The following is a 14,254-nucleotide window of genomic DNA, read 5'->3' on the forward strand; positions in this document are numbered from 1 at the left end:
GTCAGCCGCAGGGCTGGTGAAAATGGGCCACACTAGTGGATGTCAGTGACCAGAGGCGGGGCAAAATGCCCAGCTGTGTTGGTGGCCTTGGCTGGGGTTCTTTCTCAGCCTAGCCCACGGGACAACCTTTGCGACCGGTCTTCAGGCGCAAAGTTGAGGTGGAAGACCGCCCCTCAGGCTGGAACCGGCCCCATAGCAGGGCGTTTTGAACCCGCCGCCGGGAACGGACCCCACCGCGTTCCGGCCCAGTTTTCACCAGCCCGGAGGCGCAGACAAAGACAATTTAGTCGTTGTCGACGATGACTTGGCCTAACTCGCGGCTAGCCATCACGTATTCATGGGCCGCGCGGATATCCGCCAGCTTGAAGACCTTAGCAATTGGAATCGACAAGTGATTATCATTGATCAGTTTGAACATTTCCGTTACCATCGCCGGGTCCACCTCAGTCGAGTCGAAGACCGTCAAGAACTTGCCAGCCAGCATGAAGGGGTTGAAGTTTTCCACAATCCATTCGCCAGACAACAAACCGATGACCGTGACCACGCCACCCTGCTTCAGGTGGCTGATGGAGTTCGTCAACGTGACCGTCCCGACCATGTCGATGATGCCATCAAATTGTTGGTCAGAATCTAACTGGTTATTGGTGTCAAGAACGGCAAAGTCTGCGCCATTCTCCTTCAAAGCGGCCAACATTTCTGGCCGTCTGCTAGTAGCCGTGACCGTCAACCCCAGGGTCTTCGCAAGTTGAACAACTGCCAAACCAACGGCGGTCGTGCCCCCACGAACCAATAGCGTTTGGCCGGTGTGAAGGGACAACGTCTTCAAAGCCCCAAAAGCCGTGTAGAAGTTTTCCGGATACTCGGCCAAGGTGACCCAGTCCCCGTCAAACTCAACTGGGAACAGGTGGGCATCGTCGACCAGAGCGTATTCTTGGTAGCTACCATCGACTTCGCGGCCCAGGCCACCCATCATGGTCACAACCTTCTGACCGACCTTAAATCCACTGTTTTTAGCCGGCACAGCAATCTCACCGACGGCCTCTACCCCGATGACCCGTGGAAATTTAACCGACGGCGAGCCGCCAGCCCGAGTCAGTGCTTCGTAGCGGTGCACGCCAAATGCGTGAATTCGCATGACGGAGTGGTCCGCCGTAACCTCTGGAATTGGCCGTTCAACTAAGTTCATGGCGGTAACGTCGCCGGGTTTATCAATCACAATTGCGCGCATAATTAAAATCTCCATTCATTTTTGATTTGCTTAATCAACACGCTTAGTATAGAGTGTGACGTAACGTTACAGTCAAGAAATTAATTGGGGTGAATTCATGTTAACCATTCAAAAATTTGCAGAACTGGCCGGAACGACGCGGCGAACGCTCATTTTCTACGACCAAAAGGACCTGTTTCACCCAAAAAAGGTCGCGGAAAATGGCTACCGGTTCTATGATTACGACCAACTGTACACGGTCACGTTCATTTTAGGATTACGCCAACTCGGCCTCTCCATTTCAGAAATCAAGTCCCTGAACGCCAGCCATTCATCGGCGTCGCTAAACACGAACCTGAAGTCCGTGCTGGGCCAGATCAACCAGCAAATCGATAACCTGACACTGCTTAGGGAGACCCTGACGACGCGTTTTGACCAACCAGCACCCGCGGACGCGCTCCCGCAAAACCGGCCATTCACGGCCACGGAGACCGCCACTTTATTCTGCCGGTCCCGCCAATCCGTCGCCTGCACAGAAAAGGAAATCGCCGAAATCTACGCCGACTTTTACCAGCAACTGGGCAAGCTCAAGCTGGTCAATCGCCAGGATTCAGGTTTCCTAACGCAGCTCCCCGGTAGCGATGCCAACGGCTACCCGACCGCCTCATTCTGTATTCTCAAGGCCGTGGCCGCCCGCACCAACACCCAGGACCTGCCACTCCTTAAGAAGCCCGCGGGACAATACGTCGGCATCGACACCACGAATGATACCAAGCACATCTGTCTGGCGTTGACCATCTTAGCTAACTACATTCAAAAAAATCAGCTAAAAATTGACGACCAGCTGTGGCAAATGAACCTGGACGAATCCTTCACCAGCAAGGGATCCTCCAACCTAGTTCGGCTGCAGTATCAACTACTTTAGCCGGCCGGTCTATCTCCTAAAACAACAAAAACTGTGATTGACCAGTCAGACGACTTGGACAATTCGCAGTTTTTTTAATCTAATAATTTCAAGGCTGCTTTAGTGTTTCCACTTGCGACGATGATTTTGCTGATACTGCCAGAAAATCAAACCAGCGAGCAATAGGATTGGAACTAAGACCGTGTAACCCGCCAATATCTTGCTAAAAGCCGCCACCAGAACCGCACCCAGGGCAAAGCTCCCCATCACCGCCAAGCTGTTCTTAGCGTGTTGTCGCGCATCACGGTCCCGAAAACGGCTCGCCGCCAGTAGCGTTGTCGCCATGTCCCGCGGATTTCTACTGGGCAAAAGCTCCCGGAACCCCTCGAGTTCTACGGCCGCGGCCAATGACAGCAGGGCTGTCGCCACCCAGTTAGGCACCACGTCGGTCGTTGCCAGAACCACGATTAGCACACCAAACTCCAGCCACAGGGCCACATTTTGACTATCCCACTGTCGCTTGGCCAACAGGTGCTGCAGGCCTTGAACCAGGCCGATCCCGATGCCAAAGGCCAGTAACGCGGTTAAATAGCGGCCCATCTCAGCTAGTTGGAGGTGGCCAAAGTTTAGCCCCAACAACAATAAATTCCCGGTTTGAAAGCCCGCAAAGACCGCCCCGTGTTCCAGGTAGGTATAGGCGTCTAACGCGCCGACAACGGCCGTCAAGCCGCTCCCCAATAACAGCTCCTCATGAGCTGGAAAACCAGTCTGTCTCAAAGTTGTCACCTCTCCGAAAAATTTCGTCTTTTCAGTATAGGTGAAATTGTTTAAGATTTTCCAAGGACGCTCAAAAGCCCCACCGACCTTAAGCGTTCAGGTCAAGTGGGACAAGGGATTTTCCGGCTAGTTAAATGTTTCTAAAGACGTCATGATCAACCGGATAAAGGCGTCACGGTCAATCTGTAACAGGACGTCGGTATTCTTCGGCTTACCTGTCAATTCATAGTAATCGCAAACCGTTTCGCCACGAACCAGTTCGCCCTGCGTTTCCACATCCACGTTCATCAATTCGCTCTCAAACATGTCGGGGTGCAGCAACCAAGCAATCGTGCAGGGATCATGGAGTGGCGCGCCCTTGAACCCCCATTTAGGATTCTCGTGGTACAGCTCAAAGAAATTCAGGAGGCCGTAAAAGGCATGGGCCACGGGATTATCAATCTTGCCAACGGCTTCGATTTCCGGTTTGAGAATCTGGGCCTGATGGGTCACATTCAGTGGCGCCATCGTCAGTGGAATCCCCGCATTCAAGACAATCTTGGCCGCTTCGGGATCCACGTAAATGTTGAATTCAACCGATGGCGTCCAGTTGCCCAGGCCCATCGCCCCACCCATGAAGACGATGCGGTCGATTTTAGCCTTCAGCTCGGGATAGACGCGCAGGAACAGCGCCATATTGGTCATCGGCCCGGTCACCACCATCGTGACAGGCGTGGTGCTTGCCCGCAAGGTCTGGGCCATCAGTTCAATCGCCGTCATGTCCTGCACCGCAAAATCGGGGTCTGGCAGCTCAGCCCCGTCCAGCCCACTCTTGCCATGGACATTACCGGCCGTTTCCAGCGGCTTTAGCAGCGGTGTCCGATTGCCACCAGCCACTGGGATCTCCTGGTGGTGCATCAGCGTTAACAGCCGCATCGCATTGTTTAGCGTCTTCTCCGGTGTCTGGTTGCCGGCGGACGTGGTCACGGCTAGTAGGTCGATCTCTGGGTTGGCAATCGCCAGCATCATGGCCAGCGCATCGTCGTGGCCGGGGTCGCAGTCTAAAATAATCTTCGTCATTTGTAAAACTCCCATCCTCATCGTTACTCTCATTCTAAACGAAAATGGTAGCGCTTTCTACCAACGACAAAAAAATTCTCGCCATTGCCTACGCAATCGACGAGAATCCACATACTTCTAATTGGGCTAGCTGGGTTCGAACCAGCGCATGACAGGATCAAAACCTGTTGCCTTACCACTTGGCTATAGCCCAAGAATTAAGTCATCACTGACCCAACAGAAATAAATTTTATCATTAAGTAGGGGGGTAGCGCAACCCCTTTTTTGAATTTTTTGTCGGATGAATAGTTGCGTCCTTACCAGTAAACCGCTAACATTACCGTAGACACTATGTTTGGTTGGCTTAATTGGTCGTAAAAAAGACGACTTTCTTTAGAATAAATTAGCACCCACTACTAGTTCTACTTGTGCATTATTCTACAATAAGTCGTTGCTGCAAGTCCCCCAAAAACTAGCCACCATCGAATTACTATTTCTATTCTTAATATTAATAATCAATTATTAATTACAAGAGGTGAACACATTTGACAGGAAAAGTCACCATTAAGGATGTGGCCAAAGCGGCCGGTGTTTCCGAAGCCACCGTTTCTCGGGCACTGAGCCACAATCCCCGAGTCAAGCGCGATACGCGCCAAAAGGTTCAGAACATCGCCAGCAATCTAGGCTATCATCCTAACGGTCTGGCCCGCAGCATTCGGGTCCAGCAAACGCACACGTTAGGCGTTATCATCCCCGACATCTTAAACCCCTTCTTCACCCACCTAAGCCGCGCAATCGAAGACGCGGCTTCCCGGTCCGGCTATGACGTGGTGCTGGTCAACACCGATGAAAGCCTCGCCAAGGAGGCCAGTGCCCTGAATCTCCTCCTGGAGAAACAGGTCGACGGAATTATCATTACCAGTGCCGGTGGTCCCACCGACTACGCCGCCATTCTCGGCAGTACCCCCGCCGTATTTGTCGACCGGATGCCACCTAACGTCCAAGATACCCCGTACGACCGGGTGTTGGTCGACAACGTTCAGGGCACCCAAGCCATCGTGACCCGGCTGATTCAACAAGGCGCCCAACGCGTGGGCATTATTAATAGCGCGGTCTCCTTCACGGCTAGTGAACGGTTGACCGGTTATCAAAGGGCCCTCACCGCGGCCGGTCAAGAACCCGATGCCGCCATTGAGGCCACCGCTCGCGAAGATAATAGTAATGTGCAACAGATGACCCGCCAATTATTAATTAATCAAAAATGTGACGGCTTATTCGTTGGCGACAACACCATCATGGAAGAGGTACTTCGCAAGCTCCCAGACCTGAATCTGCCCCATCTCCAATTGGGGGGCTTCGATGACCAGGACTGGTTTGACTTTCTGCCACAGCCCATCGTCACGGCCAAGCAACCCATCGCCGAACTGGGACAGACCGCTATCGACCGGCTCCTCGCCAAGATTGAGGACCCCGACCTCTTACCCAAAGAGATTCGGCTGTCCGCCACCACTATTTCACGCTAGGCGAATCCCCAGAAACTGGCTGGCAAAGTAAGCGGCCTGGGTCTCGTTGAGCCGACAGCCATGCAGGTCAAATTCGGTTGCCCGTAGCGTGTCGAACTGACAGGTGCTCAGGTCCACCTTGTTCAGGCTGGTGTCCGAGAAGTCCGTTTCGTTCAGGTCACAGTCTAGAATCTGGACCTTTTTCAGGGTGCTATCCAGACAATTCAGCTCGGTCATTTTGCTGTGTTGGCAGACGACATCCGTTAATTTTGTATCATTAAAGTTCGTCAGAGAGAGGTCACAGTCGGTAAAGGTGACCTCTTTTAGGATGCTCCGGTCAAGGGTCGTGCCCACCAGCTTACAGTTCTGAAACGTGGTCCGAAAAAAGCTAGCACCCGCCAAGTCACAGTTTACCAGCGCACAATTTTTCAGGACCACGTCAGTCAGCTCTAGGCGACTGATGGTATCCGCCATTAGCGTCATCCCGGTCAACGTGGCCTGATCAAATATTACCCGTTCGAGACTTTGGTCGGTAATCGTTTCCTGTTGTAGCTTCACCTGGGCGAGTAAATTATCCTCCGCGCGAGTCACGGCCATGAAGTGTTGTGATTCGAGGATTGCTGGAATTTTAGGGTCATTCATACTGGTCAGCTCCTAGTTGATTTTTCTCTAGTATACCGGATTTCAGATTTTCCAAAATAGTTTCCACGAAAAAAGCGGATCACCCTGACTGGGGTCATCCGCTTTTGCTGATTATTCGTGAACCTTAGCGGCCCTTTGCTGACGCGCCGGGCCGGGAATTTTCGCAAGTTTGATGAGGTGCTCTGAGTTGGTTCACGAATAGTTTCAGCGAGCATTGCTAACTGTTTGATGCACTCTGCCAGGAGATATCTGGTGCTAGGGACTTGCTCTGGTCCGTTCCATCTGGGACCTGGCAGGCGAATCCGTCTCACCGGGACAGGTGGCATGCTAGGAGCCAAAGGCGGTCTCCTAGTTGTTTCTCCCCTGCTGTGACGGCTAAACCGATTCAATTACCAACGCCAACAATCCTGCGTATGTCACCACCTGTGGTAGTTGCGGATTGTGGATTGATTTAATTGGTTAGTTTGACTAATTCTGTATTAATTTATTTCTTAGAGTTGCTTGTTTTGAAAGAGACTTGGTGGGGTAGTCGGTGCTTGGCGATTAGTCTGGGGCGTGCCTCATGCTTTTGAACCTGGGGTGACGCCCCTCTGGCTATGTTTCGTCAATGCTTTTGACCGGCTCTGCACTTGCCTGTTTCAGAAACTGGCGGCCTCTGAAACGTGCTACGAGAGGCAACTGGTTCCGCTTAACACCATTAAGCAAATGTCCCCAAGACCCGGGGGCCTTCACTTAATGCCGTTAATGCTCGCCAGTTAAACGCCTCTCTCCGCACTCTACTTCAAAATCTCACAAAATTCAATTGTCTCGTGGTTAGGCCCCAAAATGTTAAAGAACCGAATCCCCTTGTCCCAGAAGGATGGGATGGATTGAACTTCGTCGTTGACCATGTCTAAGCCCTGTTCCTTGGCGGCGGCAAAAGCCTTGTCGACGTCGGTGGTGTTTAGGGAAATATGGTTGATGGCGCCAGCTTCTGGGTTGGTTGGGTCGCCTTCCCACGTTTCAATCGTCAGGTTGCCGAACCGCATGAAGGCACACCGGTTTTCCCCATTTGGAAATAACCCGGCCCGTTCGAAACCTAATGATTCGTAGAAAGCCATCGTCTTGTCTAAATCTGCCGTGGGAATCCCCACGTGTTGAATTCCAGTAATAAAATCTTGAACTGCCATTTTTAATTAGCTCCTATTCAATCTTTTGTCCGACGTCAACGGCCTGGTGTTTCAGCTTAGGGAAGACCACTTTATCAGCGATCCCGGTAATCCCACCCTGTGCCAAGAAGGCAAAGATGGTTCCCAGACCAAAGTTGGTAAACTGCCGCGTAATGATCAATGCCACGATGGCCATAATGGTCGGTGGAATGTAGGAAGCCCACATCGCCTTTGCGGCATTCCCTTTGAAATAGCGGAACCGCAAAATCTGCATCAAGTCATCGGCGGGATGTAACACTAAGTTGACCCGTTGGTAAATGGAAATCGCAACGGCAATGAACGCCACCCCTAAGAAGTTCAGGGCGATGTACAACACAATCATCCCCGTGCTCCGGGCATCAGGAAGCCCCGCGAACAGCGCTGGATATTTGCCGTCAAAGAAGTCCTCAAACACTTGAATCAACGCTGAGAATGGCACCATGAAGATCATGTTCCCGGCAATCCGTTTCCAATCCCAATGATGAATCAGGATGGCATTCAACACGGCCGTTAAGAAGCCCATGATGAGGAATGCCCAGAACAGATTCCAGTGAAAAGCCGTTCCCAAGTTGGCTTCGGCTGCGGACCAATAGGCCGCCCCCAAGAAGGACGGGTGAATCTTGGCGCTCGTGACCAACGTTAACACGTTACCAGCCGAGTTGATGACCAGCGACAGTGCAAAGAAGGCGATGGCCTTGGACATGGAAATCGTCCGCTGGCTACTTACCGTCACGTCGGCACCCGTATTCAAATCGCTTGCTTCTTCTACTTTCACAATAATCCCTTACCTTTACTAGTCACTAACTTTAACGACAGCCTTGCTGACACCAGCAACCTTACCGTTCAAGACGTCTTCAACTTGTTCCAAGCTAACTTCGTGGCTGATCAATGATTCAACGTCCAATTGGCCGCTGGATAACAGTGCGATCCCGTCTTCGAAGGCGTATGGGTTGATGAAGGCCCCTTGGATCTTCAGTTGCTTTTGGTAAACTTCGTAAGTGTTCATCGAGAAGGTCTGGTTAGGCTTACCCACACCAAACATCAGGACTTGCGCACCCTTTTTAGTTGCTTCAACAGCTTGTTCCTGCGTTTGTGGTAACCCAACGGCTTCGATAACCACGTCGTAGTCAGCGGGAATGCTGTCACGCGTCGTGTTGAAGGTGTTGGTCACACCAAATTTTTCCTTGTTGAAAGCTAATTTTTCGTCAACGATCCCAGCAAAGTCGACTTGGTGAACGCCGTAAGCTTGTAATAATTGCACGAATAATTGCCCCATGAAACCATCGCCGATAACCAATGCCTTTTGGTATGGCTTAACGTCTAATAAAGTCATCCCGTGAACGGCACATGAAATGGGTTCAGTCGTAGCAGCGGCCTTTAAGGACACGTTGTCAGGAATTGGGTAAACGACGGATGAAGGTGCCGTGAAGGATTCTTCCAAACCACCATAGCGGGTAACCCCAACGGCGGACAGGTTGTCACACAGTTCTGGACGGTCAGTCCGGCAGTACTCACATTGGCCACAGTAGATGTTAGGGTCAACAGTGACACGGTCGCCAACCTTAACGTTGGTGACGTCACTACCGATAGCGGCAACAATCCCGGAGTTTTCGTGACCTAACACGATTGGGGGAACGGCGTCGGCTGAACCTGGAAGACCAGCGTACAGGGCGCGGTCGGTCCCACAGATACCTGCGTAGGCAGTGTTAACTAAGACTTCGTTGGGCTTAACTTCTGGCTTGGGTAAATCTTGGATCTCCATCTTTTTGGTTCCAGTTAAAACTAAGGCTTTCATAAATAATTTCTCCCTCTCTTATGTGTTACTTGTTGTACTCGTTGAGTGCTAACGCAAAATCGCCGAGCGTGGCTGAACCATTGTTTTTGACGACGGGCATCACGATGTAATCCGTGAGCTTGCCGACTTCAACGTAGTCATTCAATAACTTAGCAAATTCGTTGCGAACCTTATCCAGGAAGGCTTCACTGACAACCCCGCCACCAAAGACGATTTTGTCAGGCCGCATCATCAACGTGACCTGCAAGGCTGCTTGCGCAACGTAGTAAGCCATGATGTCCCAAACGTGGTCAGTCAACGGCACGTCCTTACCGGGTTTCCCCAGCCGCGCGTCGAACGTTGGCCCGCTGACCAAGCCTTCCAAGCAATCGCCATGGAATGGGCAGATGCCGGCGAAATTCAAATCGTCGGGGTGGCGCTTCAGCCGAACGTGACCCATTTCTGGGTGGCCTAAGCTACCGACAAAGTTGCCATTGATGATGGCACCGGCGCCCACACCAGTCCCAATCGTGAAGTAAACCAACGAGTTCACGTTCTCATTGAAGAGCGTGGACATCACGTATTCGCCGTAAGCGGAGCCGTTGACGTCAGTCGTCCAGTACATGGGCACATCCAAGTCCTGCTTGAGTCGGCCGATGAAATCGGTGTTGGCCCAGCCAGGCTTTGGCGTGTTGGTGATATAACCATACTTAGGTGAATTGTGACGCAGTTCGATTGGGCCAAATGATGAAACGGCAATGGCCTTCAAATCCGGAAACTGCTTAAAGTAAGCGATGGTTTTGCTTAAGGTTTCTTCCGGGGTGGTGGTTGGGATCCGCACCTTGTCTTTCGTTTGGTAATCCTCGTTACCGATTGCACAAACAAACTTGGTTCCCCCTGCTTCAATACTTCCGAGTTGCATATTTGCTACCTCCATATTATCGCCGGGGGCCGTGACCCGCGGCACCGTATTAACTAAGTTATGATGACTGATACAGTCATTTTTAAATCGTTTTCAGTATAGCAACCACATCGACCAATTTTAAGGCTTTTTCACAACTAAAATTTTCAGAAAATTCGAATAAATCACGGTCTGACGGAAATACAATCGATTTCATTTTTCGTGAAATTTGTCACTTATGCACAAAATATCGGTGAATCGTTCGTTTTCTGGAGGCGCTTACATTTTATTTCATGCCTAAAAGTCCCTGACTTTTGAGGTCAGGGACTGGGAGACGCTTCGGTTAGACTGATTTGCTTTTCTTCTATAGAGACTGCCACGTAGCTGGTTCCGCTTAACAACCCAGAACCGGGGATTCTCTTTGAATCGACTTTGATTAAACCCGTTGGACTAGTTCTTCGCGGACATATCCTGGTCCTGGCGACCGCCGAAACGTGCTCCGTAAGCCAGGTCCCTGCGCTTAGACAGGAAAAGACTCCTGCTTGGCTTGGCCAAACAGAAGCCCTTTCCTCCCTAATGCTCAGAACCTAAACGGCTTTTGAAACGTGCCACTATCGGGCAACTGGTTCCGCTTAACACCCCTAAGCAAGCAACCCAAGACCAGGGTTATTCACTTAGCGCCGTTAATGCTCACCAGTTAACCGCCCTTCGTAGCACTCTTACTCCGCACTCTTTCTTTCCTGGTAAGCACGACTATAAGCATCCACCCCGCGCATCGCTTGGGCGACGTCGTCTGGCGTTACTTCAAACGGCATGCGGCTCATGGTGTCTGCTGGGGCCGTTGCTTGTTCACCGACCTTAAGTAGATCTTCGTCGGTGGCGTCTGGAATCTTCAGGTCTGCTAAGGTCGTTGGGAGACCCAAGGATAGATCAAAGTCCAGGTAACGGTCGAATTCTTCTTCGCTCCGACCTTCCAAGAAGAGCTGGGTCAAGGTGCCGTACGCAACCTTTTCCCCGTGGGTCAGGTCGTGGATTGGGCCGTCTAACGCGGTCAACCCGTCATGAATGGCGTGTGCAGCGGACAACCCACCACTTTCAAAACCGACCCCACTCATCAAGGTGTTGGCTTCCACAATTTTGTTCAGAGCGCTGGTTACGGCGTGTTGCTTCACAGCGGCTAACGCCAACCGGCCGTACTTGAACAGCGTGTCTTCACATTTTTGGGCAATTGCGTTGCCGACCAAGGTCTGCTTAGCACCCAACATGGTGTCGTTGTCACCCTTGGCAACCGCTTGGGCTTCAACGTTAGTCGCTAACGCATCGGCGATCCCAGAAGCTAACAGACGAGCTGGTGCGCCGGCAACCAAACGCGTATCAATCAAGACCAGGTCGGGGTTCTTGTCATAGAACCGGTAAGCCTTGAAGGAACCATCTTCGTTGTAAATAACGGACAACCGTGAGCAAGGTGCATCGGTTGAGGCCAGTGAAGGTAAGATAGCCACTGGCACTTTGAGGTTGTCAGCGATGGCCTTGGCTGAATCCAAGGTCTTCCCGCCACCTAAACCAATGATGACATCGGCGCCGAATTCAGATGCGATTCCGGTAATCCGGTCGATTTCTTCCGGTGAAGCTTCACCATGGAAAATAACCTTGTGAACGTCAAATTTATTATCACTTAAGTAGTCTTTGAACTGGTCACCCACAATTTTATAAACTGCGGTATCGGCCATCAAAATTGGCTTGCGGCCTAATTTTTCTAAGTACTGAACACTGTCGAACAAAACATCCTTGCCTTGTACATATGAAGCGGGACTCCCAAACATTTGTGTCATCAAAAATCGCTCCTAACTGTATCCATTCTAGTGCCAAGTCACTGTCCCCAAATAAAAAGCGGAATCGTGACCACCTATGTGTGATTATTTTCACAACAACTATAGTATACAAATGGAAACGCTTTATTGCAATAGTTTCGTTAGAAATAGTTTTATATTTCGTAAGAAACATTCGATTTTTCTTTTAACCCGTCACAGTCTCTAAGTAGTTGACCCCCGTCAGCCATCCGTGCTAAACTGGCGCTATCGAATCAGCTTGGTGCTCGCAACAATCTGCTGGTGATAAAAACCAAAAGATAAAGCGTTGCTTGCAGGTTAAACCAGTGTCGACCGCCGGGTTGGCGAAATGCGTTAACCCGGTCAGTCTCAGTGACCAGAGGCGGGCCAAGGTGCCCAGCTGTGTCGGTGATCTTAGCTGAGTGACTTTCTCTGCTTAGATCACGGGACGACCTTTGAGACCGCTCTTTGGCTCAAAGTCGAGGTCCCAGCCCGCCTCACAGGCTGGAACCGGCCCCATAGCAGGGCACCTTGAGTCCGCCGCCGGGAACGAACGTCACCGCGTTGCGACGCAATTTTTGCCGACCCGGAGGCGCAAGACAACCCGTTTAACCGCGCCAAGCAAAACTGAATACTTTTGTTCTCTAGGGTTCCGCCAATCCGTTGGGTCTGGTCCGAGAGAGAACCTGTGGTAACTACCACAGACACGGAAGGGAAAAAGCCTGGGAGATCTTGCCAAAACTGACAAGGTTTCGCAGGCTTTTTCTGTAGAAGGAGGACATATTTATGTGGAAACATTGGTTAACCGTCGTTTTAGGCGCAATTTTTGAAGTCAGTTGGGTCGTCGGGTTTAAACACGCCACGACCCCCTGGGAATGGCTAGTAACCGGCATTGCCGTCTATCTGAGCTTTTATTTCTTGATTCGAGCGAGTCGGCACATCCCCGCTGGTACCGCCTACGCGGTCTTTGTCGGTCTGGGCACGCTGGGAACGACCAGCATCGGCATCTTAGCGTTTGGTGAAGCCGTCAGTCCAGCCAAAGTTGGCCTAATCATTCTCTTGTTAATTGGTATCGGTGGCCTACAAGTCACCACGAAAGGAGCGAAATAATTATGGCTTGGCTCTATTTAATCTTTGCGGGTCTCAGCGAAATGCTGGGCGTGACCTTCATGAACTGGGCCTTACACGCCAAAAGATGGGGACTTTGGGCGCTCATGATTCTAGCGTTCACCCTCAGTTTTGGTGGCCTCGAATTGGCCTTAAAGACCCTGCCGATGGGCACCGCCTATGCCGTGTGGACTGGTATCGGAGCAGCCGGCGGCGTAATTACCGGGATGCTATTCTTCCACGAATCCAAGGACTGGCGCAAACTTCTCTGGGTAACGGTCATTCTAGCCGCTACCATGGGCTTGAAATTAATCAGTTAAGGGCAACACGAGGTTGTACCAGGTTTCCCCGGCATGGGCTGAGGCCGAGACGCCTTCGTTCACGTAACCATTGCGTTCATAGAAGGGCACCAACCGTTCCAGACAGGTCAGCGTAATCGCCTGTCGATGCTGTTGGCGAGCCACTTGGGCTAAGGCAGTCAGTAATTGGCTACCGAGGCCCTCTTTTTGATGGGCTGGACTGACGGCCAAGCTTAGCACGGTCTGGTAAGCATCAGTGGTATTGTTGGGCGTTGATTTCTCAAAGAGTTCGTCGGTCAAATAGCGCTGATCAAAGGCCGGACCAACCACGTAGCCAAGGACGTCTGGGCCCTCTCTGGCAACCAAGAAGGTGTCAGCAATCAGCCGAATTCGTTCGGCCATGCTGGCTTCGGTGGCCGCCTCGGCCGGTGAGAAGCCGGCGTTTTCAATGGGCATGATTTGCGATAAGTCCTGCGGTTGTGCAGGGGTGATGGTCAGTGTCATGGGTATTTTCCTCCAGAAGTTTAATTGCTTCCAGTATACCGCTCTTCTCCCGATTAATTGCGGTAACCCGTCACATGCGTGGTCTGCTTGAACTTCTCACCGGAATACTGGTAGAAGAAGTGTTTCCCCGAGACAAAGTGAATCTGCTTCCCCGTTTTCTTCAAGGCAAACCGGACATTTCGGGCCTTGACCCATCCTTGATGTTCCATATGGCCTTTGAAATAGTAAACCCCATGGGCTTTATAGTACTTGACTCTTTTTACCAACTGCACAGGATTATTCGACACGCCCAGTGAAAATGTCTTGCCATCCAGCTCAATGACTGGTGGAAATCCGGAGGCTGAATTTTGTCTGGGTGCCGTTGACTGGTACAATCCTCGAAGGACTTTTGGCGTCCCCTTGTGCCAGGTTGATGCCTGTACGATTGTTGCCATCACAACATTTCCGACAAAGAGGGCGACGAGGCCCACTAAAATGAATCGTCTCACTTGTTGCCAGCTTCTTTTCATATCTCCAATTCCCCTGTCTGCTAGTTTTTGGCGAAGCAGTTAGCTCTTAACTCCTCCCATTCTAAAGAACTGAA

Annotated in this window: 15 protein-coding genes, 1 tRNA gene and 1 riboswitch; of the genes, 4 read left to right on the forward strand and 12 right to left on the reverse strand. The window is 51.3% G+C overall.

Annotation, left to right across the window (positions count from 1 at the left end; all coding sequences use genetic code 11):
* Positions 1–283 precede the first annotated feature (283 nt).
* Complete coding sequence (locus JUF13_RS03290) at positions 284–1,228, reverse strand: zinc-binding dehydrogenase (protein ID WP_203637697.1); 945 nt, start codon at positions 1,226–1,228, stop codon at positions 284–286.
* Positions 1,229–1,325: 97 nt separating this feature from the next.
* Between JUF13_RS03290 and JUF13_RS03295 the strand changes: the two genes are divergently transcribed.
* The gene (locus tag JUF13_RS03295) at positions 1,326–2,132 is read left to right on the forward strand and encodes a MerR family transcriptional regulator (protein WP_203637698.1); all 807 of its coding nucleotides are present in this window, start codon (positions 1,326–1,328) and stop codon (positions 2,130–2,132) included.
* 99 nt (positions 2,133–2,231) lie between these two features.
* Here JUF13_RS03295 and JUF13_RS03300 read toward each other — a convergent pair whose 3' ends face one another.
* From JUF13_RS03300 to JUF13_RS03310, 3 genes are all read right to left on the reverse strand, one after another.
* Entirely contained in the window at positions 2,232–2,888 is a 657-nt protein-coding gene (locus tag JUF13_RS03300) for a DUF1275 family protein (protein WP_203637699.1), read from the reverse strand.
* Between the two features lie 126 nt (positions 2,889–3,014).
* A complete protein-coding gene (rihA, locus tag JUF13_RS03305) occupies positions 3,015–3,947 on the reverse strand; it encodes a pyrimidine-specific ribonucleoside hydrolase RihA (RefSeq protein ID WP_203637700.1) in 933 nt (310 codons plus the stop codon).
* A gap of 121 nt (positions 3,948–4,068) precedes the next feature.
* Positions 4,069–4,140: transfer RNA gene (locus JUF13_RS03310), tRNA-Gln, on the reverse strand.
* Between the two features lie 331 nt (positions 4,141–4,471).
* On the opposite strand from JUF13_RS03310, the gene JUF13_RS03315 reads away from it, so the two are divergent.
* Positions 4,472–5,449, forward strand: a complete 978-nt coding sequence (locus JUF13_RS03315) for a LacI family DNA-binding transcriptional regulator (protein WP_125764216.1) — start codon at positions 4,472–4,474, stop codon at positions 5,447–5,449.
* On the opposite strand, the gene JUF13_RS03320 is transcribed toward JUF13_RS03315, so the two are convergent.
* The 6 genes from JUF13_RS03320 to JUF13_RS03345 all read right to left on the reverse strand — a co-directional run bounded on the left by JUF13_RS03320 (position 5,441) and on the right by JUF13_RS03345 (position 11,764).
* Positions 5,441–6,070, reverse strand: a complete 630-nt coding sequence (locus JUF13_RS03320; RefSeq protein WP_203637701.1) for a pentapeptide repeat-containing protein — start codon at positions 6,068–6,070, stop codon at positions 5,441–5,443. The two genes, JUF13_RS03315 and JUF13_RS03320, sit on opposite strands and share 9 nt — an antisense overlap.
* Before the next feature lie 776 nt (positions 6,071–6,846).
* A complete protein-coding gene (locus tag JUF13_RS03325) occupies positions 6,847–7,239 on the reverse strand; it encodes a VOC family protein (RefSeq protein ID WP_125764212.1) in 393 nt (130 codons plus the stop codon).
* A gap of 13 nt (positions 7,240–7,252) precedes the next feature.
* Complete coding sequence (locus JUF13_RS03330) at positions 7,253–7,960, reverse strand: DUF6198 family protein (protein WP_225893650.1); 708 nt, start codon at positions 7,958–7,960, stop codon at positions 7,253–7,255.
* A 90-nt stretch (positions 7,961–8,050) separates the two neighbouring features.
* Entirely contained in the window at positions 8,051–9,052 is a 1,002-nt protein-coding gene (locus JUF13_RS03335) for a zinc-dependent alcohol dehydrogenase family protein (protein ID WP_203637703.1), read from the reverse strand.
* A gap of 25 nt (positions 9,053–9,077) precedes the next feature.
* The gene (gene scrK, locus JUF13_RS03340; RefSeq protein WP_203637704.1) at positions 9,078–9,953 is read right to left on the reverse strand and encodes a fructokinase ScrK; all 876 of its coding nucleotides are present in this window, start codon (positions 9,951–9,953) and stop codon (positions 9,078–9,080) included.
* 698 nt (positions 9,954–10,651) lie between these two features.
* Positions 10,652–11,764, reverse strand: a complete 1,113-nt coding sequence (locus JUF13_RS03345) for a glycerol dehydrogenase (RefSeq protein WP_203637705.1) — start codon at positions 11,762–11,764, stop codon at positions 10,652–10,654.
* A 630-nt stretch (positions 11,765–12,394) separates the two neighbouring features.
* A riboswitch (guanidine-I (ykkC/yxkD leader) is annotated at positions 12,395–12,492 on the forward strand.
* Between the two features lie 55 nt (positions 12,493–12,547).
* Here JUF13_RS03345 and JUF13_RS03350 point away from each other — a divergent pair.
* Positions 12,548–12,871 (forward strand): DMT family transporter, encoded by a 324-nt coding sequence (locus JUF13_RS03350; protein WP_203637706.1) that lies wholly within the window; start codon positions 12,548–12,550, stop codon positions 12,869–12,871.
* Between the two features lie 2 nt (positions 12,872–12,873).
* Positions 12,874–13,188 carry a DMT family transporter gene (locus JUF13_RS03355; RefSeq protein WP_203637707.1) on the forward strand — a complete coding sequence of 105 codons (315 nt, stop codon included), beginning with the start codon at positions 12,874–12,876 and terminating at the stop codon, positions 13,186–13,188.
* Here the strand turns inward: JUF13_RS03355 and JUF13_RS03360 are convergent.
* Together JUF13_RS03360 and JUF13_RS03365 are read right to left on the reverse strand one after the other, a co-directional pair.
* Complete coding sequence (locus tag JUF13_RS03360) at positions 13,177–13,671, reverse strand: GNAT family N-acetyltransferase (protein ID WP_203637708.1); 495 nt, start codon at positions 13,669–13,671, stop codon at positions 13,177–13,179. The two genes, JUF13_RS03355 and JUF13_RS03360, sit on opposite strands and share 12 nt — an antisense overlap.
* A 53-nt stretch (positions 13,672–13,724) precedes the next feature.
* The gene (locus JUF13_RS03365) at positions 13,725–14,180 is read right to left on the reverse strand and encodes a hypothetical protein (RefSeq protein ID WP_203637709.1); all 456 of its coding nucleotides are present in this window, start codon (positions 14,178–14,180) and stop codon (positions 13,725–13,727) included.
* Between the last annotated feature and the right edge of the window lie 74 nt (positions 14,181–14,254).

It is taken from the genome of Levilactobacillus wangkuiensis (assembly GCF_016861605.1).
In the GTDB taxonomy this organism is placed as follows: Bacteria; Bacillota; Bacilli; order Lactobacillales; family Lactobacillaceae; genus Levilactobacillus; species Levilactobacillus wangkuiensis.